At 38.8% G+C, this 19545-nt stretch carries 24 protein-coding genes and 1 riboswitch; of the genes, 15 read left to right on the top strand and 9 right to left on the bottom strand.

The window, feature by feature from the left end; translation table 11 throughout:
* Nucleotides 1-160 precede the first annotated feature (160 nt).
* Together ACUC6J_RS13560 and ACUC6J_RS13555 are read left to right on the top strand one after the other, a co-directional pair.
* A complete protein-coding gene (locus ACUC6J_RS13560; protein ID WP_052132611.1) occupies nucleotides 161-706 on the top strand; it encodes a GNAT family N-acetyltransferase in 546 nt (181 codons plus the stop codon).
* 342 nt (nucleotides 707-1048) lie between these two features.
* Complete coding sequence (locus ACUC6J_RS13555; protein ID WP_117289565.1) at nucleotides 1049-2464, top strand: helix-turn-helix domain-containing protein; 1416 nt, start codon at nucleotides 1049-1051, stop codon at nucleotides 2462-2464.
* A gap of 138 nt (nucleotides 2465-2602) precedes the next feature.
* On the opposite strand, the gene ACUC6J_RS13550 is transcribed toward ACUC6J_RS13555, so the two are convergent.
* The 3 genes from ACUC6J_RS13550 to ACUC6J_RS13540 all read right to left on the bottom strand — a co-directional run bounded on the left by ACUC6J_RS13550 (nucleotide 2603) and on the right by ACUC6J_RS13540 (nucleotide 4667).
* Nucleotides 2603-2923, bottom strand: a complete 321-nt coding sequence (locus tag ACUC6J_RS13550; RefSeq protein WP_016821966.1) for a hypothetical protein — start codon at nucleotides 2921-2923, stop codon at nucleotides 2603-2605.
* Nucleotides 2924-4017: 1094 nt separating this feature from the next.
* Nucleotides 4018-4332 carry a DMT family transporter gene (locus tag ACUC6J_RS13545; protein ID WP_031461602.1) on the bottom strand — a complete coding sequence of 105 codons (315 nt, stop codon included), beginning with the start codon at nucleotides 4330-4332 and terminating at the stop codon, nucleotides 4018-4020.
* Nucleotides 4329-4667, bottom strand: a complete 339-nt coding sequence (locus tag ACUC6J_RS13540; RefSeq protein ID WP_016821963.1) for a DMT family transporter — start codon at nucleotides 4665-4667, stop codon at nucleotides 4329-4331. The genes ACUC6J_RS13545 and ACUC6J_RS13540 overlap by 4 nt, the downstream gene beginning before the upstream one ends.
* A gap of 88 nt (nucleotides 4668-4755) precedes the next feature.
* A riboswitch (guanidine-I (ykkC/yxkD leader) is annotated at nucleotides 4756-4856 on the bottom strand.
* Nucleotides 4857-5078: 222 nt separating this feature from the next.
* On the opposite strand from ACUC6J_RS13540, the gene ACUC6J_RS13535 reads away from it, so the two are divergent.
* The 3 genes from ACUC6J_RS13535 to ACUC6J_RS13525 all read left to right on the top strand — a co-directional run bounded on the left by ACUC6J_RS13535 (nucleotide 5079) and on the right by ACUC6J_RS13525 (nucleotide 5897).
* Entirely contained in the window at nucleotides 5079-5174 is a 96-nt protein-coding gene (locus ACUC6J_RS13535) for a hypothetical protein (RefSeq protein WP_016821962.1), read from the top strand.
* A 246-nt stretch (nucleotides 5175-5420) separates the two neighbouring features.
* Nucleotides 5421-5546 (top strand): hypothetical protein, encoded by a 126-nt coding sequence (locus ACUC6J_RS13530; RefSeq protein WP_257125939.1) that lies wholly within the window; start codon nucleotides 5421-5423, stop codon nucleotides 5544-5546.
* Between the two features lie 243 nt (nucleotides 5547-5789).
* On the top strand, nucleotides 5790-5897 hold the full coding sequence (locus ACUC6J_RS13525) for a hypothetical protein (protein ID WP_016821960.1): 108 nt from the start codon (nucleotides 5790-5792) through the stop codon (nucleotides 5895-5897).
* A 195-nt stretch (nucleotides 5898-6092) separates the two neighbouring features.
* Here the strand turns inward: ACUC6J_RS13525 and ACUC6J_RS13520 are convergent, their stop codons facing one another.
* Nucleotides 6093-7559, bottom strand: a complete 1467-nt coding sequence (locus tag ACUC6J_RS13520; protein ID WP_447248978.1) for an FAD-binding protein — start codon at nucleotides 7557-7559, stop codon at nucleotides 6093-6095.
* Nucleotides 7560-7975: 416 nt separating this feature from the next.
* Here ACUC6J_RS13520 and ACUC6J_RS13515 point away from each other — a divergent pair, with 416 nt between their 5' ends.
* From ACUC6J_RS13515 to ACUC6J_RS13505, 3 genes are all read left to right on the top strand, one after another.
* Nucleotides 7976-8857: a glycosyltransferase family 2 protein gene (locus tag ACUC6J_RS13515; protein WP_447248977.1), complete on the top strand. Its 882-nt coding sequence runs from the start codon at nucleotides 7976-7978 to the stop codon at nucleotides 8855-8857.
* A 192-nt stretch (nucleotides 8858-9049) separates the two neighbouring features.
* Nucleotides 9050-9151 carry a hypothetical protein gene (locus ACUC6J_RS13510; protein ID WP_016821957.1) on the top strand — a complete coding sequence of 34 codons (102 nt, stop codon included), beginning with the start codon at nucleotides 9050-9052 and terminating at the stop codon, nucleotides 9149-9151.
* A 317-nt stretch (nucleotides 9152-9468) separates the two neighbouring features.
* A complete protein-coding gene (locus ACUC6J_RS13505; protein ID WP_016821956.1) occupies nucleotides 9469-10881 on the top strand; it encodes a helix-turn-helix transcriptional regulator in 1413 nt (470 codons plus the stop codon).
* 721 nt (nucleotides 10882-11602) lie between these two features.
* Here the strand turns inward: ACUC6J_RS13505 and ACUC6J_RS13500 are convergent.
* Nucleotides 11603-12481 (bottom strand): SDR family NAD(P)-dependent oxidoreductase, encoded by an 879-nt coding sequence (locus ACUC6J_RS13500; protein ID WP_017427697.1) that lies wholly within the window; start codon nucleotides 12479-12481, stop codon nucleotides 11603-11605.
* 154 nt (nucleotides 12482-12635) lie between these two features.
* Here ACUC6J_RS13500 and ACUC6J_RS13495 point away from each other — a divergent pair, with 154 nt between their 5' ends.
* The 3 genes from ACUC6J_RS13495 (at nucleotide 12636) to ACUC6J_RS13485 (ending at nucleotide 14709) form a co-directional block, all read left to right on the top strand.
* Entirely contained in the window at nucleotides 12636-13109 is a 474-nt protein-coding gene (locus ACUC6J_RS13495) for a MarR family winged helix-turn-helix transcriptional regulator (protein ID WP_016821954.1), read from the top strand.
* Between the two features lie 161 nt (nucleotides 13110-13270).
* Nucleotides 13271-13753, top strand: a complete 483-nt coding sequence (locus tag ACUC6J_RS13490; protein ID WP_228552592.1) for a hypothetical protein — start codon at nucleotides 13271-13273, stop codon at nucleotides 13751-13753.
* A gap of 455 nt (nucleotides 13754-14208) precedes the next feature.
* Nucleotides 14209-14709, top strand: a complete 501-nt coding sequence (locus ACUC6J_RS13485) for a DUF2798 domain-containing protein (protein ID WP_447248976.1) — start codon at nucleotides 14209-14211, stop codon at nucleotides 14707-14709.
* 186 nt (nucleotides 14710-14895) lie between these two features.
* Here ACUC6J_RS13485 and ACUC6J_RS13480 read toward each other — a convergent pair whose 3' ends face one another.
* From ACUC6J_RS13480 to lexA, 3 genes are all read right to left on the bottom strand, one after another.
* Nucleotides 14896-15036, bottom strand: a complete 141-nt coding sequence (locus ACUC6J_RS13480; RefSeq protein ID WP_162835279.1) for a hypothetical protein — start codon at nucleotides 15034-15036, stop codon at nucleotides 14896-14898.
* A 41-nt stretch (nucleotides 15037-15077) separates the two neighbouring features.
* Nucleotides 15078-15242 carry a hypothetical protein gene (locus tag ACUC6J_RS13475; protein WP_016821950.1) on the bottom strand — a complete coding sequence of 55 codons (165 nt, stop codon included), beginning with the start codon at nucleotides 15240-15242 and terminating at the stop codon, nucleotides 15078-15080.
* A 419-nt stretch (nucleotides 15243-15661) separates the two neighbouring features.
* Nucleotides 15662-16288 (bottom strand): transcriptional repressor LexA, encoded by a 627-nt coding sequence (lexA, locus tag ACUC6J_RS13470; protein ID WP_013310545.1) that lies wholly within the window; start codon nucleotides 16286-16288, stop codon nucleotides 15662-15664.
* 189 nt (nucleotides 16289-16477) lie between these two features.
* On the opposite strand from lexA, the gene ACUC6J_RS13465 reads away from it, so the two are divergent.
* The 4 genes from ACUC6J_RS13465 (at nucleotide 16478) to ACUC6J_RS13450 (ending at nucleotide 18738) form a co-directional block, all read left to right on the top strand.
* Nucleotides 16478-16852 carry a LysM peptidoglycan-binding domain-containing protein gene (locus ACUC6J_RS13465; protein ID WP_447248975.1) on the top strand — a complete coding sequence of 125 codons (375 nt, stop codon included), beginning with the start codon at nucleotides 16478-16480 and terminating at the stop codon, nucleotides 16850-16852.
* Nucleotides 16853-16953: 101 nt separating this feature from the next.
* Nucleotides 16954-17160 carry a DUF896 domain-containing protein gene (locus ACUC6J_RS13460; protein ID WP_016821948.1) on the top strand — a complete coding sequence of 69 codons (207 nt, stop codon included), beginning with the start codon at nucleotides 16954-16956 and terminating at the stop codon, nucleotides 17158-17160.
* A 117-nt stretch (nucleotides 17161-17277) separates the two neighbouring features.
* Complete coding sequence (locus tag ACUC6J_RS13455) at nucleotides 17278-17787, top strand: hypothetical protein (RefSeq protein WP_013371492.1); 510 nt, start codon at nucleotides 17278-17280, stop codon at nucleotides 17785-17787.
* 156 nt (nucleotides 17788-17943) lie between these two features.
* The gene (locus tag ACUC6J_RS13450) at nucleotides 17944-18738 is read left to right on the top strand and encodes an HAD family hydrolase (RefSeq protein WP_180986866.1); all 795 of its coding nucleotides are present in this window, start codon (nucleotides 17944-17946) and stop codon (nucleotides 18736-18738) included.
* A gap of 97 nt (nucleotides 18739-18835) precedes the next feature.
* Here ACUC6J_RS13450 and ACUC6J_RS13445 read toward each other — a convergent pair whose 3' ends face one another.
* Nucleotides 18836-19378 carry a 1,2-dihydroxy-3-keto-5-methylthiopentene dioxygenase gene (locus tag ACUC6J_RS13445; protein WP_019687427.1) on the bottom strand — a complete coding sequence of 181 codons (543 nt, stop codon included), beginning with the start codon at nucleotides 19376-19378 and terminating at the stop codon, nucleotides 18836-18838.
* Nucleotides 19379-19545: the final 167 nt, after the last annotated feature.

Raw genomic sequence — 19545 nt, 5'->3', positions numbered from 1 at the left:
GAGTGAGTGTTTTTTGCGTTTGGGGAAGTATACATATATGTCTAGCAGGAGGGAATCTGAATAGGCGAATGGAATGAAGTAAACTGAAATTATATTCGAGACAGACATGCTATAATTGAATCCAATCAAGTATTAAAGTCCAGCATTAAGGAGAGATATTTTGGAGCAAATTAGAGGAATTGAAATTGTTGAAATGACATTTGATAACAAGGATGATTACGAATGCAAAGATCAACCTTTTATGGTCATAGGGAGACTTATCCCCAAACTAGAAAATGGCATATGGAGTTATCATGAAGAACTTTATGAACAACCTTATGAGTCAAAATACCCGGAACACGAAGATCTTGATGAATATATTAATAGCAATGACAGTATTGCTTTCTTATACTATTCCGGAAGGAAATGCTTGGGACATATAAGACTGGGGACAGTAGAGGAAACTAAATTTGCTTCTATTGACAGACTTATTGTATTAGAAAGTAGCAGAGGAAAAGGAATAGGAACTGCCTTGTTAAACAAGGCAAGGGAGTGGGCATTACAAAAAGGAATGCAGGGATTTACGCTTGAGACGCAGGATGTTAATTTACTCGCTTGCCGATTTTATTTGAAAAATGGGTTTGATATTGGAGCAGTGGACACTATGCTTTATTCAAACTCAAAATACAAAGATGAAAATGCGGTATTTTTCTATTCAAAATTCTAATGCATCATGATAATTTAATGTATTGTATTTACAGAATCCCGTTGTGCAATCCGAAAGTATCGGTGAAACCCTACTAGCCAAAGCCAGTGGGGTACTTTTACGTTTAGTGAGATATTATTGTGGCTTTTGATTTAATTCCATCTGTTAATATGCTAATTATTCTCATCTATAGTTGGTGGAATGCTAGTATTTGAGACATGCGATGAGTTTTTTATTTCATTTCATGCGAAAAATTGAATGTTTATATTAGTCGAATAATATATTGACATATGGTTAATTATGGTGAAAAATGAAGTATGTTTTTAAAAAATATGGAATATTCAAGCGAAGGGTGGCTATGGCATGAAGCATACACCTACGATTCGGGCGGAATTAGACAGATACCTGCAACAAGAAGGTTTGAGCATAGCGCAATTTGGGCATATCGCAGGCATAAATAGGGGAATAGTAAGTGCCATTGTGACAGGTAATAAGTCTATGTCTGTTAATCAGCTTGACCTAATGACTGAGGCTATGGGTTTAACTGCGGGCTGCTTTTACGACTTATTTATAGAAAACTACATCATCGACACGTCCCCGAATATGAGACGAATCGAGCCATTTTTGTATCGTTGTGCAGAGTTGGACAAGTTGGGTGCGATCCGTCGAGTAGTGGGAACCATCATGGACAATCTACTCTACTCGCCCAAACTTTTTGACATTGCGGAGGAATTATTGGCACAGGGACGACATGCGGCTGCACTGCTGCTCTATGAGAGTGTAGCTGAAGCGGAGAAATACCAACATTCTGAGCGTTTGGCAGTTTGCCAATATCGTATTTTCACGATTCAAATTGGTGAGGACCAAAACCGTAATCTAAGAGCAGCCATACTATTTGAACCTTATATTGAGCGTCTGGACGAAATAGAGCAGCTTGACGCATTGAAGGATTTGGCAAACGTGTACAGGTCTTTACGTAAATGGGACAAGGTTGAGGAAATGGCACGGCAAATGAGAGGGAAAGCGGAAGTTCAATATTCCATAAAACATCAGGCAAAACGAAATTCTCAAGAGCATGAAAAGGAGACAAAGGGCCCACTATTTGGATATATTGCTTACGCCGATTTGTTGTGTGCAAGTGTTTGTGAAGCCCAAGGCGATTATCAACAAGCTTTACAATATACATACGCCTATGCGGAATTAGACTGGGTCAAAGAGACTGACGAAGACACTCAATACTGGGTAAACTTGTTCAGTCAGTGGGCAGAAGGTAATACGTATGTAAATATGCTTCTGTCTGGAGATATTAGCGTGCTACCGGACTATGTTGAATATATAGCAGCCACATCAACCAATGACGAAAATGAGAAGCTCTCAAAGCTGTTGAACGTTATGATAGCGGCTAACCGATATGGAATAGATGTGAATGATGTCATTTCTCGTTTTGAAGCGGAGATTCATTCGTTTTCTGAGCAGCCCACATCTGATGATATGTATACTCAACAAGTAATGCCAGACTATTTCGCGTGGTTTGGTTACGAAATTGCTCATTATTATTTACAACAAGGAAACTACAATGATGGCTTCAAACACTTGATGTATGCAATGCTAAAGTCACATATAATAAATAATGAAACTTACTTTATAAATTGTATGGGCCTGTTTGTGCGTTTTCAAGTCCATGCGACTCCTGAAGTCAAAACGGAGTTTCACAATCTTATTGAAAAGGTGTGGTTAAGTAATGTTGAAAAGAATGGCATTGTTAATCGTTGCGAGTAGCTTTTTGTTTTTTATAACCGTACCCGCTCACAATCATGATCAGCTTATTCAGACCTTTGTACAAATAGGTGGATTCTAAAGTAAAAGAAAGCTCTGCTAACCTTAATGGGTCGGTAGAGCTTTAACTGTTCACGCCTCTTATAGTGTATCAAGGTAGTCTTTCTGGAATTTGATAAAATCTTGCACACTATCGTGATAGGTAAATCTACCACCATTTTTATTAATAATCCAGTTGATCTTCTCGTCATTTAACAAGACTCCATACATGCAATGATGAAGCAGTTCAATTTGCTTTTCATCCCTAATTCGGATCAAGTGTTTTTCTTGTTCGTCAATGAGGTACCATTTCGTTTCTGTTTCATCTACATCTGCATCCACATACAGTATTGATACCGATAAGGGGAACGGCCAGTCAAACCAATGTTCTCGCTTGTCTTCTCCATAACCTTCAAATGCCATGGTTATTTCCTCCTACTTGGATAATTTCCTGATTAGTTTAAATGGATCTAACGTGTTGCGATTGTACGCTTTATTGATAACTGTTTTTTTGGGAACTCGCAGCTACTCTCAGCCTTTGGCATCTGGGCACCAATGCGATTAATGACCTGCCGTTTGAGGTTGGAGCGAACTGCGATGCGTCTGTTTAGGCTGGGTTAATGGGGGGATCGAACTGGCAATCCTGGTTCAAGAGAGAATTTTCGGTAATTTCTTTTGGCAATGACGACGTAGGCTTTTAGGAATAAACACATTAAATTTACTGCTTTTCTTGTCTTATTCTACTGGCTCAGGAATATCGCCCCCATATTCTTTCCATGGCTTATCGTGCGCCATCGTAAACTTCTGCAAAAGTTTAGTGTAACTTTGGCAACCGTCTATTCCGCTATTGCCGCATAATAGTTGTGTCCGCTTTCGTCGTTCATTGTTCTGATCTGTATAGTATACGGAAACGCGGGTAACAGAAGAGGTTGAATGTTTTGTTACCTGATATCGAACGCTACAACCAACGAAGACGGATACGCTCTATATTGTAATCATGGAGGGCTGGGATGGTGACCAAAAGATCATTACATTTCCTCGTCTGAAAATAGGCATTATACGGAATTAAACCTCCAATGATCCAGAGTTTATTTTTTGTACTCAAAATATAATTTCCGCATAACACATCAGGAGGCTACATACATGTCATGTCAATAAGACTCGAAGGTAATGGATTATGGGACCCACTGGAAAATACTGTTGATAACGTTCGGTCTTATAAAATAGAAAAAATATTGTATATGTGGTTGGTGAAAATAGCTTCATTAAATTGGATTCAAGTACCAACACGTATGAGCAAAAGCAATGGATTTCCGAATTTACTTCCAAAGATAGAGAGATATTCAATAAATTAATGGAAAAGTAGAGGGGAGCATAAGCAAATATGGTAGAATTTTATTTCAACGGCAGCCATGGACAAGGAAATAAAGTCCCAGACTGCCGTAGCTTTTTCAAAGTTAACATTCATCGTTAGTTTGCTCAGGAAACGACCTTTAGAGCTACACCAATATATATTTTTAACTGGCTAGTTTCAGCCCTACAGCAGAGCTAAGGACCAACCCTATACACAAAATACGCATTAATCCGCGTGGCTCGTTATAAAAGATCATGCCGAGGATAGCACCTCCAGAAGCGCCAATTCCAGTCCATACAGCGTAAGCCGTTCCCATCGGGAGTGTTTGCATTGCCAACGACAAAAATATAAAACTTAGGCCAAAACCAGTAATCAAAAGAGTCAGCGATTTCCAACTGCGGGCTTGATTGAACTTGTTTATAAGCAAAACCCCGATCATTTCAAAAATCCCTGCTAAGATCAAATACACCCAATTCATAGTCCACTTACCTCCTCTTTCTTCTTACTAAGCATTTTCAGACCAATCACTCCAATAAGCAGCAGCCCGATCAAAGCTACTTTCGAAACACTTATGTCTGCGCCAAACAATAGGATTTCAGCTACTACAGTTCCTGCCGTTCCTAGTCCGACAAATACAGCGTATACAGTTCCAACCGCTAATGAACGAGCCGCCTTGATCATCAAATAAAAGCTGATGTAAATAGCGACTACTGTACCACTCCATTCCCAAAAACTATCCGCATGCTTTAACCCACTAACCCAAGCAACCTCGAATATAGCCGCCACAATGACTGAAATCCACGTTTTGTTCATAACACACTCCTCCTTAAACTTTTTATTAAAAATTGGGCCATAAAAGAAAAAAGATAAAAGCCTGGGAAATAAACCGCACAATGCGTTTATCTCCCAGGCTTTTATCCCTCCGTGTCACAGCCATATGGCTGTGCGTTTTCTCTCGGACCAGACCAATCTTGTGATTGCGGAACCCTAGAAAACGTTTTTATTCAGTTATTGGCTAAAAACATACTAACACGCGATGTAACGTGAGTCAATTTACAATTCACCTACTAACTTGCCAGTTACTTTGACGCCGATGCCTAGTCTACAACTTCATTTTCACTGGATTCGCCTGGTTGGGTATATTTTCTGTTTAACTGAATGCCCGGTCACAGAGTCGTAGCTATACATATATTAAGGTGAAAACAATTAAAGGAGGGCTAAGCTATGAGTGGATGTGCAGGTGGTGTGTGGACTTCTACAGCGGCAATTTTGGTGCTCTATATCCTTTTGGTTATCATCCTTAAATCGTGCTGGGTTTAATATTGCGAAGAAAATTATATAGACCCCATCATTCAAGTTCAATGCCCTTATTTCTTTAGTAATCTGCCCGAAATCAGATTAGATAACAAGCTCTGCCGACCGATTAAGGTCAGTAGAGCTTGTTTTATTTGAACATCTTCTCGACTAGCTTTAACAACTCAGATGCGCTATGATATCCACTTTATATTCTAGTTACAATTACCAAAGTATAGTGCAATCTAATATTTTAAAATGAGGGGTTAATTGATGTTGGGTATGTGGAAATTTAGTCACAGAATGCTGAGTCTTAAAATTAAAGTTGTCCATAAGATTTTAATTGGTACGATCGTTATGGGGATTGGAACTACAGTAGGCAGCGACCGAGCCGGATAAAGCACCTATTCTCATTGGTGCCTGCTCTAACGGAGAGGTTGCGTCCAATATTAATGAAAACGGGAATAAGAGTGGATATATTCAAAATAGGGGAAAAAATGTTTCTGTGAACTAGCAATGCTTTCCTTCCCTAGCTCCTAGCAGGTCCTGCTAGTGTGGTGTTTTTTATTTACCAGTATGCCCTACCACAGAATGTATTTTTACATATATTAAAGTGACGACAGATAAAGGAGGTTAAAAGGCATGGGTGCATATGAAGGTAATGGCGGCGGCGGTGTATGGACTTCTACAGCGGCAATTCTAGTGCTCTTTATTCTCTTAGTTATCATCACTAAATCACTTTGGGTTTAATTTGTGAAAAGAACTGCTGGGTAATTTCACTTCACTCATGGATTGTAAAAGGTTGATCCCAATAAGCGCATAAACTATTTGGCAATAGCCACAGCATTCGCTGTTCTTTTGGTGGGTGCTCGCTGAATTTCTGCCATAATAGTTTTGCGCTTATTGGGTTTTGTCGGAAGGGAGAATGTCTCATTGAAGGGTTTATTAGCCTATACCGAATGCCTTTTCTTCAAGATCTTCTATAATTTCTAACGCAACAAAATATCCAAAAAATAATGTTAAAATATCCTCATATCGTTTTCCTGATCCTCTTGCTCTACTTAATATTATGTTTTGACTTTCTTGTATTTCTCTTTTATGGAGTGATCGAGAAACCACAGATGAATCGGGAGCGATCAGATCCACCATTAGAGTGGACAACTTTTTCTGAAACTCTTCAATTGGAAAGTCATTATTTTCTTTTGAGTACAGCTGCATAGTTTCAGGTGGATCTTTAAATGTAATCGGGTATTGAGTATTGAAGACACCTTCATTAGCTATTTTGTCAGCAATTAATTTACCGAAAACGATACCCGCTGCAAATGCTTGCCCAGGGATTCTTCCCATACCAAGAACACCATTAAATTGAGCTTCACCAGTAGCAAAAACACGATTCAAGTTTATAACTTCAGCATTAGCATTGATTTCGATTCCTCCTGAAGAATAGTGCATTGTTGGTGTAATTTTGATTCTTTTATTTTTAACCACATTAGTGCTAAATCCATATTTTTTAAATCTTTCATTCAATATATTTTCATCAGCATGGCTCATATCCAAGTACATATCCTTTTTTTGCTTGATGCAATCGAGTTCAAAATGTAAAATCTCGTCAATCATTTCATGGTAATCATCTCGAGCAATGGCATCACAAATATACTCATCTTTTAATAGTTGAATTCCTTCCTCATCTACTATTTTCCCTTGACTTAAAGATACAACTCCGCCCAATAAAATTTGTCTTCCATTGTATATTGACCAAGGATGAGACATTACTGTAGACATTCCCTTTAATCTTGCACCCATTTTTTTAGCTAAGATAAGCGTTTCTCCAGTCGAACCCGGTGAATTATCATTGTAGTTAAATTGCCCCGCATATCCTCCCGTAGCTAATACCAAATAATTAGCATATATCCTGATAAATTGATCTAATTGGATGTCATAAAATAATGCGATAATTCCTTCATTATACTTTTCCAAATGAATCAAAATTTTATTACACAGCGGTTGTTCAATATGTTGTAACAAACAATTAATTAATTTCTTTCCTCCCTGTGATTTAATCAAACATTCAGGCATGATACCAAAGGATGTTTTCTCATAAGAGATTCCTAATTCCTCGAAAAAATTTATAACTATGTTGGAGTTTCTATATAGCGTTTCAATAACCGATCGATCTGCTCCACATTTATCAACCGTAAGATTAATAATATTATTAATATCATTCTCTGATGGAACACGTGTATTTGCGGCTGCAAGAAAGGAGTTGCTCTGTTTGGGCGCATTCTTTTTTGTTGTAATCGTGTACTTGATATTGTTTTTTGATAAATAATAAGCAACAGCAAGCCCCGATATACCCGTACCAACAATCAAAATTGGAGTGTAGTGTTCTACGGATGTTACATTTCGTTCCATCATTCTATCTCCCTTTTTAAGATGCAGATATTATCTTAGGCTGAATCTCACAGTCCGTTTTCCACTTAGATATATTTGTTTGTTACCGATGAAGAATAGAATCTAAGTGAAATATTTTTTCCTAATTGTACAAATTTATTACTTATATTGTCAACTTTATCTAAGAAGTAATTAAACCGACTTTGAAGGAGGGATATTCAAACCAATCAATCTTTGATGGCACTAGCTTCTAGGACTGGAAGCTTCTAAATTTTCAAAAAGGCATATTATATTACCGGGAAGCCGCTTCGAAATATATTTCAGAACATATCTTAGAACATGAGAATATAGAGGGAACCATTATCAAAAAAATAGGGAAGCTGCTTTGTGATTTTAATACTGATTCCATTTGAAAAATATGAAATGGAGGGAATATTGTGCCACGAGCTTCGGTCATACTGCCAGTTTACAATAATGCAGCTTTTGTCTTGGAGGCAATACACAGTATTTTAGCTCAAACTTATTCGGATTTTGAATTAATTGTTATTGATGATGGTTCGACAGATGGATCTACCTTTCTTATTTCACAAATATCAGACCCTAGAGTGATAAAAATCTTCCATAATACCAATCGAGGGTTGATCACTTCTTTAAACGAAGGATTAAAAAAGGCCAATGGTGAATATATCGTTCGTATGGATAGCGACGATATTTCTACGCCAGATCGACTAGCTGTACAAATCGCATTTATGGATCAAAATCCATTGATTGATGTATGCGGTGCTGCTTTTACTTCATCTAGTGGGGGATCAATAAAGGTAAATCCGGCCAGTCATGACGAAATAAAAACATGGTTGTTATTTCATTGTTGTATCTGCCATCCTGCTATAATCATGCGCAATAGCATGATCCGTCGGCTTGGCGTTCAATATGATAGTAATTATCCTCATGCCGAAGATTACGAGCTGTGGAACCGACTAGCTTTCCAAGTACAAATGGCGAACATCCCCATAAACGTATTGTATTATCGTCAACATAATGGACAAGTGTCCAATCAGCACAGAGCTATACAAGATGCTACTGCTCGGAGAATTCGTCAAAGACAGTTTAGTAAGTTAGGCTTGGAATTATCAGATGAAGAGAACCAGATTATGCTGGATATTCTTGAGTTTAAAATTAATCCCTACGATTATGATAGTTACACCAGAGCTTTAGGTTTTGCCAACTGGGTGCTGGAACAAAACAGTAAGTATTTAGTTTATAACCAGGAACTATTAAACATGGCGTTTTCACGGTGCATATCCCATATTCCTTATTAACAGAGAGATAAGCAAGTGATCCGGTTGGAAAGAAGATACTCTAATAGCACAAGCTTTTGAAGTTTTTGCAAAAAGGTGATTAGGCTCTGCCGGTTTAGCTGGTTGAGCCTTTGTTTTGTTTGTCTGTATGCCCTGTCACAAAACGCAGCTATACATATATTAGAAGTACAACAATCGAAGGAGGTTAAAACCATGGGTGCATGTGAAGGCGGCTACAATATGTGGACTTCTACAGCGGCAATTTTGGTGCTTTTTATCCTCTTGGTTATAATTACTAAAGCATTTTGGATTTAATTTTATGAAAAAACTGTTAGGCAACATACTTCACTTTTTTTAGATGGTAAAAGTTGAACCCAATGGTGCATAGGTTATTTGGCAGTAGCCATAGTAATCTCTTCCTTTTGGTTAACTAAGTTTTTACAGCATACTTAGGGGACCCTGCCATAATAGGTTGTTGCGCTTATTGGGTTCTGCTGTCAGTGAACAGCATGGACTATACATTGAAATCTTACATTATTCGCATAATATATTGACATATGGTCAATTTTAGAGAAAAATAGACTACAACAATATAAAAATTTTGGAATTTTTATGTGAAGGGTGGATATGGCATGAAGCATACACCTACGATTCGGGCGGAACTAGATAGATACCTAAAACAAGAGGGTCTGAACCTGACGCAATTCGGGCATATTGCAGGCATTAATAGGGGAATAGTTAGTGGCATTGTAACAGGCAATAGTTCTATGTCTGTTAACCAAATTGATAGAATTACAGAGGCTATGGGTTTACCAGAAGGCTATTTTTACGACTTATATGTAGAAAACTATATCATCGACATTCCCCCCAATATGAGGAGAATCGAACCATTTTTGTATCGCTGTGCAGAGTTGGACAAGTTGGATGCGATCCGTCGAGTGGTGGGAGCTATCATGGACAATCTACTCTACTCACCCAAACTATTTGACATTGCAGAAGAATTATTAGCGCAGGAACGACATGATGCTGCACTATTGCTCTATGAGAGTGTAGCAGAAGTGGAGAAATATCAACATTCTGAACGTTTGGCCATCTGTCAATATCGGATTTTCACGATTCAGATTGATGACGATCAAAGCCGCAATCTTAGGGCAGCCATACTTTTTGAGCCTTATGTCGAGCGCCTAGACGAAATAGAACAACTTGATGCATTAAAGGACTTAGCTAATGTGTATAGGTCTTTGCGTAAATGGGATAAGGTTGATGAAATAGCGAGAAAAATGAGAGCTAAAGCGGAAATCCAATACACTTTGAAACATCAACAGAGCAGCCGAGAACGCACTGAGTCTACTAAGAAGCTAACTCGCCCCATGTTTGTGTACATTACCTATGCCGATTTATTGTGTGCAAGTGTCTGTGAAGCCCGAGGCGACTATCAACAAGCCTTACAATATACATACGCCTACACAGATTTGGATTGGGTCAAAGAGACTGACGAAGATACCCAATACTGGATTAGCTTGTTTCAGCATTGGGCAGAAGGTAATACTTATGTTAATAAACTTATGTCCGGAAACACTAGTGTGCTGCTAGATTTTGTTGAATATATAGGAACAACCGCCAATGAAAGTGAGAAGCTCTCAAAGTTGTTGAACATTATTATAGTAGCTAACCGATACAATTTGGATATAGATGGTGTACTTACAAAATTTAAAATAGACATTGATGCCTCTACTCAACTCCCGACATCTACTGATATGTACACCCAACAAGTGGTACCTGACTATATTGCATTGTTTTGTTATGAAATGGCCTATTATAATTTAAATAGGAAGAAGTACAGTGATGGTTTTAAACAATTATTATGTGCAATGGTAAAAGCACATATACTAAACAATGAAACATATTTCATAAACTGCACAGGTCTCTTTGCACATTTCCAAGCATATGCGTCTCCAGAGACCAGAGAAGAGTATTTTAAACTATTAGAAAAGGTGTGGTTAGACAATGTTGAAAAAAATGGCACTGTTAATCGTTGCGAGTAGCTTTTTATTTTTTATAACTGGTCCCGTCCTGACGCAACATATTCAGATCCTTGTACAAATTGGAGGTGCTTAAGCACAAAACTCTGCTAGCCTTATGGTTAGCAGAGTTTTTTAGTTAAAGGAATTGTTACACTACGCGCCGAATGAGTCACTGAAGTGATCAGTTTTTAAGCATACATATAAATATTTTGATGGCACAAAGTTACTCCGACACACTTAGAATAGTAGATTTATTATGTAATCATTCCAATATTCTGAGAGGGGATATTATTACTGGTGATGAAACTGCAGAAGCAAACGGGAGAATAGACTACAAAAAATAGATTACTATAGAGAAATTAAAATATTGTATAAAGCGACAAGAGTGACACAAGGCATACCGTAATCATAGTGAAGCTGGGGCCGTGACCCAAAAGATCGTGTTACGCCGCCTGGAGTGTAAATAGATACTGTATGGAACACTGAGCCTCAGATTAAGCTGAGGCTTATTTTTATGTGGACCAATTTACGAACTTATCAGTGTGACTGATAACGCGTGGGCTATCAACGTTATAAAAAACGAAATCACAAAGCTGAATGGGTTCGCTGCTGCTTTTTGGTGACTCATTCCGTTCATTGATTTAGCAAATGATTGAAGATATGCTTGTATGTAGTGCGGGGTTGGCATTATTGATGATTAATGCTTCATTCATTGCCGTCTTATCCCTTCATCAATCATTTCTTATGGAAGGAATCCCTTCTGTTCCAGCAAATCCTCTGTGACCTTCCACAGTTTTTGCTGCATCTTGGGATCTCCACCAGGTGAGACTGGTTGAATAGATTTCCCAGTTCCGACGTTAAAGTATCCACCTGTTTTTTTATGATATTCCGGATCTACAATTAATCGGGTGATGATATCTGCTCCTCTTCGCGGATCTCCAAGATGAAGGATTTTCAACAATCGTTCTAATAGAGGGGCAAACCAAAGTTCTCGTCCCAATCCGGTAACATTGAATCCTGGATTTAGTGCATTTACGCTGATTCCCGTATCCGACCATCGTCTTGCCAGTTCAGCAGTGAACATAATATTCAATAATTTGGTCTTTCCATAGATGGGCGATGAGCCACGAGCGGTAAAGGCAGTTGTATCCGTTAAATCCTCGGGGAGCTTCAAAACTCCATGACGGCGTGAAGCTTCGGAGGCAACATTGACAACTCTGGCCTTGCCTACGTTCTGCAGGCACGGTTTTAGTGTATATGTTAACAGCCACGGCGATAAATAATTTATGGCAACCATTTCAGGAAACCCCTCGGGAGTGACGCGTTGCTCAAAAGCATGGATACCCGCATTGTTTAACAGCACATCAATATTAGAGTATGCGGCGGCTATCTCATCCCCGATTCGTTTAACATCCTTCAGTACCGATAAATCTCCATAAAAAAAGTCAACCTTCGCTGATGGGCTAACCAGCTCAATCTGTTTTCTTGTAGCTTCAGCACGTTCCCTACTCCTGGCAGTCAAAACAAGGTCAAAGCAGCCGCGTTTTCCCAATTCAACTGCGACTAGTTGTCCAAGACCACTGGTGGCACCTGTTATGACAACAGTAGTATTTTTAGACATCGTCATTTCTCCTTCATGTGTTACAATTTTATTGGAGTAGCCAATTCGGTGAGTTAGCATATTTGATTGACATATGTCCACTATAATAATTTGGTTGATATATGTCAATCAAATTTGACTTGTGGTTTTTTGAACGAGAGAAAGGTGATTGAAGATGAAATATAATGAAGTTAAAAATGAACCAAGGGAGAAATTGGAGATTGAGTTGGGCGAGCAGCTTAACGCACTTATCAGCGCTTCACACGCCCTGAATGTCAGAGCTGCTGCGAAATTTGACTCCTCCTTACAACCTGCCGCCTTCCATATTGTTCGTTGGCTGTATTCTTATGGCCCAACAAATGCCGCCACTTTAGCGGAATCAACTGCGATGGATCGAAGTTCAGTGAGTCGTCTTGTCAAACAGCTTGAGTCTTTGGGGTATTTGAACAGAGAGGCCTCCCGAAGTGATGGACGAGGAATTGTATTATCTCTTACTGAGCATGGACAGCAAAAATTAATTGATGCGCTTAAGGAGAAAGAGTCCGTTTTCTATGAACGAATTTCGGACTGGGAAGATGCTGAGCTTCATAATTTTAACCAAATGCTTAGGCAATTTAATGGACTCCATCGCCACGGAACACAACCTTAAGAAGTGACCCGCATGTAAGGAGTTTGGATATAGAGTAGAAGTGGATAATGAAATCTACCCGAATGTGTATTTTTTATGTCAGACAAAGCTCCCCTTACTTTGACAATCAATAAGCCGTATGTTTATGGATGAAGATAAATAGGAAGGAAAGGATGAAAATAATGAGTATGAAATTAGGAAGGAAAACTACTTTATGTTTCTCCACAATTGCTCTCTTATTTTCAGTTTTGTCCCCGCTATCAGCCTCGGCAGATGTAGCAAGCGTCACCCATGACACCTATACAAACTCTTTAAATCAGGAATTAGTTTCATCTCAATTAGTAATTTTTAAAGATGACACAGCATATACAGATGTATCTATTGTCGGGAAAAGAGTGAAATTTTCGATTAGTGGTTTAGAAAACCCGTTTAACACTAATTATTACAATCGATTAGTCTGGACTAGTACTGATGAAGAACCAAATATAAAAAATATTCTGACAGTAAAAGTTGCGCCAAAGACAGGGTCGCTTTACAGTTCCAGCAACTATGAAAACCTTTCACTGATAAAACAAAAAATCAACTCTGACTCACCTGTATATGGATGGATTCAACTAGAATCCAAAGAGTGGGTTAAAGCAGGATCAGCTATAATCAAATATTAGAAAATTCCTAATGTGTAGTATAAGTAAATACTATAAATAAGCGAAATCCCCGCCGACCAGCTAAGGTAGTGGGGATTTTTCAATATAAAATAAGACTTCATCAACTATTGACAGAGTCTTTTAGAAAATTGTTGAAAGTAGTGTTCTTAAGAAGGGAAAAGTGTTTCGAAATCTGGAAAAACGCCATCACTAAGCCAACTGGTAGGGTCTTCAAAACTTCCATCGAGTGTAGCGGTAGCATAATCTCCATTGGAGCCATACAAAGTAATAGAGATATTTTTTGTTATTTGTATTTAATGTTATAAATGTGTAATGATTTTGTACATAGTTCATTAGTTGTGAAGAATATTCCTTACTTGTCTTTGTTTGTTACGATATGTTCATAAAAAGTTCACTTACATGAAAATTTGGTTGCAGCTAAAATAATCACATCCAAAAATGAAAGGTTGAATTAAATGCCAACAACTAAAAAGGAAAGCTTTTACTTTGGGGTTATTATGTGTTTTGGAATGGTCGTTATTATGACCTTCTATAATCTTTTGATTAACGGATTGATTGGAAAAATTAGCTTGATTACCATTGCTGTTGAATTTCTAATTGGATTTATTATAGCGCTCATATTAGATTTATATATCGTGGGTCCTGTAGCAAAAAAAGTTGCTTTAAGTCTACCTTTTGATAAATCCAAAAAAATATTTTTAATTATCACGATTTCAACATGTATGGTGTTCGGAATGGCCTGTTCTATGTCTTTCTACGGTTTATTAACTTCAATTCTAAGTCAGGGTAATGGCGATCATTCATTATTTGAAGCCTATTTAGAAATTTTTATAAAGAACTTTGTTGTGGCCTATCCATTACAATTATTGGTTATGGGTCCTGTTGTTCGAGCCTTGTTTATAAAATTTATAAAGAAAAGCGAGCAAGTGGGACCTTATAAAAAAGTATTAAATTAAATAATAGAGCAAATCCATTGCAGCAATGTTAAGCTAATGAATGGTTTTACAGCTAGAAATGCTTAAGTTATGAAAATCGGATACAAGTTTGAGGAAGCTATAACTGGCGGGATTGGTAGTTTGGTGTATTATTTAACACAAAAAAAGCAGGAAGAATTCTTCCTGCTTTTTGCTTGAAAATAATTATTAACGTCTGCGTTGTCCATCATTCACGCTAAACAGATTAACAGCCAGTGCGTTACCTCTTGCACGCGCATTGGCTCTTTGGTTGGAACGGATGTTTAATCTTCTTCTTCTCAATTCACGGTTGCTGTGTCTTCTGCTCATAATATCACCTCCCTTCAAAGAAATGAAGGTACGGTTAAATCTTAATGATGTTTATGCTTACGCTTTGAAATTTTGATATTTAATGCGTTAGTTGCGAGTGCATTTCCGCTTCCTGTTTTAGCAGCTGCGGCTTGAAAGACTTTAACGACCAGATATCTGTTTTTCCCGATGCGATGCTTATACGTTTTAACTCTATTTCTGATCATCTGCATAACTCCTTTGCTTTAGGTCTGCTATATACATATGTCAATTGTGCTAGTAATGTATCAGCATAAATCTACTAAAGACAAAAAGAAGCTAGTACCTATGTTCCTAAATGTTTAACAAAAAAAGCTCATGCTAGCCTGCGTTCGCCTTCCCAACTTTACGTTATAGAGGAAGGCCACCGTAGGTTCATATGTGTCAAATTTCCATTTGTTTAGCTAATAAAAGTAAACAGTTTAAGATCAGAGTGGAACTATCTCGGATATGGGCGGATATAATAGTAGAGACAATATAGGTTGCTGAAAAGGAAAGAATAGTTGGAGACACATACATAGTAAATATAACAAAAATATAAAACCGGCTCGCCTAGGCGGCCGGTTTTATATTCGTGGTAGTATAACGGGGAAGAAAGCACGATAAATCAGTGGAAGTCCCGGAAGAGTCCAACAACCTTGCCCAATATGCTGACGTGTGTCAGTCGAAGTGGCTCAAAGGCTGGATTTTCAGGTTGAAGCCGGATATGATCTTTTTCTTTGTAAAAGGTTTTAACTGTAGCCTCGTCTTCATCTGTCATAGCTACTACAATGTCTCCGTTATCAGCGGTCTGCTGCTGACGCACGATTACATAGTCTCCGTTAGCAATACCAGCTTCAATCATGCTTTCGCCTACAACAGATAACATGAATATTTTATCCTCACCAACAAAGTGTTGGGGAAGAGGAAAGTAATCTTCAATATTTTCTGTCGCCGTAATAGGAAGACCAGCGGTTACTTTGCCGACGACGGGAACACGACTAATGGAGTAATTAATCAAGTTGCTGTTATCCGATTCGTCTTGACCGAGTAATTCAATAGCCCGTGGTTTCGTAGGATCGCGGCGAATGAGTCCTTTTTTCTCCAAACGATCCAAATGACCATGAACCGTAGAACTGGAGGCCAATCCGACTGCCTCGCCTATTTCGCGCACAGAAGGGGGGTATCCCTTTAGACGCACTTCATTGCGGATAAATTCAAGAATGGCCTGCTGGCGGCTCGAAATCTTAGACATACCGTATCAACCCCATTTAGTAACGTTTGGGAAAATTATAGCATAGAACCTCCGTTCGTACAAACATAAGTTCTAAATAATCCCTAAAAATATTCACGAACTTTTGTTCTCTTTTCTATTGAACAAAACAAACGTTCGTGTTATATTGTGAAAAACATAAGAACAAACGTTTGGAGGACGCGGCCAATTATGAAATATAGCACTTATCAAAGTATTTTTCCGATGAATTTAGAGAATTTACAGGAGACCCGAAAAGAGGGTAAGGTACGTTTGTTACAGGCTCTTACCAATACTCTTTTACTCAAGCTTCTTATTCTAGTAATTATCGTTTGGGTTGCAGGGGCAGGTGTACTTACGGTTTTTGCAGCACCTCCAGTTTCCAATGAAGAAGTGATTAAGCTGACTGTACAACCTGGAGATACGTTATGGAAGATTGCCGTGAATCATAAACCGGAACGAATGGATACACGGGTATATATTGAAGGAATTGTACGTATTAACGATTTGGAGGATCGGGGGGTGCAGGCAGGTCAGGTACTTAAGCTCCCACCTTCTGATCTATAAGACTATAGAGCTTGTCAAGGAGCGCAATGAGGGAGCCTTGACAAGCTCTTTTCTACATGTCAAAGTGTATTATATCTTTGCTTTTATGGAGGGGACACAATTTGGATATAGACAGTTTGGTACAGCGCATTAATGAATTAGCGCGCAAAGCAAAAGCCGAAGGATTGACGGAAGAGGAAACCACGGAGCGCGCCAACCTTCGGGAAATTTATTTAGGCAACATTCGCCGTAATTTTCGGCAGCAACTTGAAACCATTGAATTTGTGGACGATGATACGTCGAAGGGAAATGGCGGGCTGAAGCATTAATGTTGCTAAAGCCTGCATCATTTGCCTTTTGTTATTAGGTATCTTTCTTGGTATCTATATAGATCAGCTTTAAGGCAATTGTTTTAATGTAATATTTATTGGGAAGGGAATTGAGAGATGGCCCGATCATTTGAAAGAAAAGTACGTAAAAACACAGCGCATTTAAATAAAACGCGCAAGAAACAAGGCATTCAAACCATTAACGGCGCAGGTTCAGCAATGGACATTTTCCGTGGCCGTAATATTACTGTGCCAATCATGCTGGCTGGTCTTGCTGTATTGTACATGCTTATGAGTTACTTTTTGACTAAGACCGGCATGCGGGGAATGGATTGGCTGGTATTTGGCTTGTACTTGATGCTGGCTGTTATCTTCTTCATTCGCCGTCCTTATTTAAAAGTGGGAAAAGATACCCTTTATATGTTAAAAGGTGGCAGAGAACGGCCGATGACGGCAGGGGACATGAAAGCCATCAAAATTGAAAAGGGTTACGTTACCGTTGAAAGAAAAGGGAAGGGCGGTAATTTTATTTTCACAAAATCACTGGGACGCTATGATACAGATGCCATCGCAGAGCGCCTTGAAAAATTTGCACTATCCAATCAGATACAGGTAGATAAGAAATAACCGATTTAGCCTGTAGCTCTGTAAGTAAGGCCGTATGATGTTATTTTTCATATAACATGGTGCGGCCACTTGCTTAATATGGGCACACATAATGATCTGATTCGTGACCAAACAGACAAGCTTACATATACAGTGGAAAGAGAGTGGATAATTCGTATGACGATTCAGGCGATAATGTTTGATCTTGATGATACCCTTCTGTGGGATGAACGTAGTGTAGAAGAGGCATTTGATGCAGCATGTCAAACAGGCTCCCGAGAAACAGGCGCTGATCCGAAAACGCTGGAAGAAGCCGTACGCAAGGAAGCGCGCGCTTTGTATGAATCCTATGAAACCTTTAGTTTTACTCAAATGATTGGCATTAATCCGTTTGAAGGACTGTGGGCGAATTTTACAGCAGGTGAGCAACCTGAATTCCGCCAATTGGAACAGTTGGCTCCTGTTTATCGTAAGGAATCATGGCGCAGAGGGCTTCAGCAACTGGGGATAGATAATGAGGAGTTGGCGGAAAAGTTGGCTGCCCAATTTGCTTCGGAAAGACGTGCACGTCCACATGTATATGAAGAAACTTTTGAAATTCTGGATCAATTGAAGGGACAATACAAGCTACTATTGCTGACAAATGGTTCCCCTGATCTACAACAGGAGAAGCTGGATGGAGTTCCTCAATTGGCTCCTTTTTTTGATCATGTTGTCATTTCAGGTTCTTTTGGTCGGGGCAAGCCTGATCCTTCTATATTCCAGCATGCTTTGGGACTTCTAGGAATTGAACCTGGACAAGCTTTAATGGTAGGAGATAAGCTGACGACTGATATTCAAGGGGCTTTGTCAGCTGGTGTACATTCGGTGTGGTTGAATCGGAACGATAAAACCAATACTACAGAGATCAAGCCGAAGTTCCAAATCAAGCATTTGTCTGAGTTGCATGGAATTATTCAATCTTTAAAGTAAATAATCTACAGTCTTCTAAACAAGTATAAAGAAAACTCCCTTCGCTCGATATGCTACAGAGCAGAGGGAGTTTTCTTATTGACACAATACATCGTAATTATGCTGTAGTGAATGTTGGATCTTCAAACGGTTCAGCAATCCATCCATTTTCTTCGATGAACAAGCGGACTGCGACGATCTTTTGATTTTCCATTAAAGTGAAGAAGTGCGGTGTATTTTCAGGAACAGAAATAACGTCGCCTGGTGAAAGCTCTACATTAAAATAGCCGATCTCTTCAGAGCCTTTAATGATAAAAATCCCTTTACCAGCAACAATGGCGCGGATTTCATCCTCGGTATGGGTGTGAATTTGCTCGAATTTGGCCAGCAGCTCCTCCAAATTCGGCGTTGCTTCAGATAAAGTGATGACGTCCCAGATTTTATATCCGCGACGTGCGGCTAAATCTTTGATTTCAGGTTCAAATGTTTTAAGAACAGCGGCTTTTTGATCATCTGTCAAAGTAAAGTTTTCTTGCAGCTCCCCTGGCAGCTTGGAAGCATCCCAGTGTTCATACAATACCTGGTAGCTCTCCAAAAATTCACGTACTCGCTCTTCACCGCTAATTCGCTCATTCGTATTGCGTATAAAAATTTCTGCCATGCACAAATCCCTCTTTTCCACTTGGATTAATGTTGTATAAAGAATACCATGTCTTAACCAGTTGTACAATACAGGCTGAAGCATTTATGTGGGAACGACTATAGTAATACGATACAGTTTAAAGACGTTCGTCTATAACGATGCATACTACAAAAATAGATCAGCTA

Source organism: Paenibacillus sp. JJ1683 (assembly GCF_053006485.1).
The sequence above is the reverse complement of the archived record's forward strand: the minus strand, read 5'-3'. Positions and strand labels throughout refer to the sequence as shown.

Excerpts from the sequence above, each read along its gene's own strand:
- ACUC6J_RS13525 (WP_016821960.1), top strand. The coding sequence starts at position 5,790 with ATGGGTGCATATGAAGGTAATGGCGGCGGCGGTGTATGGACTTCTACA.
- ACUC6J_RS13530 (WP_257125939.1), top strand. The coding sequence starts at position 5,421 with ATGTTGGGTATGTGGAAATTTAGTCACAGAATGCTGAGTCTTAAAATT.
- ACUC6J_RS13490 (WP_228552592.1), top strand. The coding sequence starts at position 13,271 with ATGAGTATGAAATTAGGAAGGAAAACTACTTTATGTTTCTCCACAATT.
- ACUC6J_RS13520 (WP_447248978.1), bottom strand. The coding sequence starts at position 7,559 with ATGGAACGAAATGTAACATCCGTAGAACACTACACTCCAATTTTGATT.
- ACUC6J_RS13505 (WP_016821956.1), top strand. The coding sequence starts at position 9,469 with ATGAAGCATACACCTACGATTCGGGCGGAACTAGATAGATACCTAAAA.
- ACUC6J_RS13510 (WP_016821957.1), top strand. The coding sequence starts at position 9,050 with ATGGGTGCATGTGAAGGCGGCTACAATATGTGGACTTCTACAGCGGCA.
- ACUC6J_RS13540 (WP_016821963.1), bottom strand. The coding sequence starts at position 4,667 with ATGAACAAAACGTGGATTTCAGTCATTGTGGCGGCTATATTCGAGGTT.
- lexA (WP_013310545.1), bottom strand. The coding sequence starts at position 16,288 with ATGTCTAAGATTTCGAGCCGCCAGCAGGCCATTCTTGAATTTATCCGC.
- ACUC6J_RS13555 (WP_117289565.1), top strand. The coding sequence starts at position 1,049 with ATGAAGCATACACCTACGATTCGGGCGGAATTAGACAGATACCTGCAA.
- ACUC6J_RS13485 (WP_447248976.1), top strand. The coding sequence starts at position 14,209 with ATGCCAACAACTAAAAAGGAAAGCTTTTACTTTGGGGTTATTATGTGT.
- ACUC6J_RS13480 (WP_162835279.1), bottom strand. The coding sequence starts at position 15,036 with ATGAGCAGAAGACACAGCAACCGTGAATTGAGAAGAAGAAGATTAAAC.
- ACUC6J_RS13495 (WP_016821954.1), top strand. The coding sequence starts at position 12,636 with ATGAAATATAATGAAGTTAAAAATGAACCAAGGGAGAAATTGGAGATT.
- ACUC6J_RS13535 (WP_016821962.1), top strand. The coding sequence starts at position 5,079 with ATGAGTGGATGTGCAGGTGGTGTGTGGACTTCTACAGCGGCAATTTTG.
- ACUC6J_RS13550 (WP_016821966.1), bottom strand. The coding sequence starts at position 2,923 with ATGGCATTTGAAGGTTATGGAGAAGACAAGCGAGAACATTGGTTTGAC.
- ACUC6J_RS13545 (WP_031461602.1), bottom strand. The coding sequence starts at position 4,332 with ATGAATTGGGTGTATTTGATCTTAGCAGGGATTTTTGAAATGATCGGG.
- ACUC6J_RS13465 (WP_447248975.1), top strand. The coding sequence starts at position 16,478 with ATGAAATATAGCACTTATCAAAGTATTTTTCCGATGAATTTAGAGAAT.
- ACUC6J_RS13500 (WP_017427697.1), bottom strand. The coding sequence starts at position 12,481 with ATGTCTAAAAATACTACTGTTGTCATAACAGGTGCCACCAGTGGTCTT.
- ACUC6J_RS13450 (WP_180986866.1), top strand. The coding sequence starts at position 17,944 with ATGACGATTCAGGCGATAATGTTTGATCTTGATGATACCCTTCTGTGG.
- ACUC6J_RS13455 (WP_013371492.1), top strand. The coding sequence starts at position 17,278 with ATGGCCCGATCATTTGAAAGAAAAGTACGTAAAAACACAGCGCATTTA.
- ACUC6J_RS13445 (WP_019687427.1), bottom strand. The coding sequence starts at position 19,378 with ATGGCAGAAATTTTTATACGCAATACGAATGAGCGAATTAGCGGTGAA.
- ACUC6J_RS13475 (WP_016821950.1), bottom strand. The coding sequence starts at position 15,242 with ATGATCAGAAATAGAGTTAAAACGTATAAGCATCGCATCGGGAAAAAC.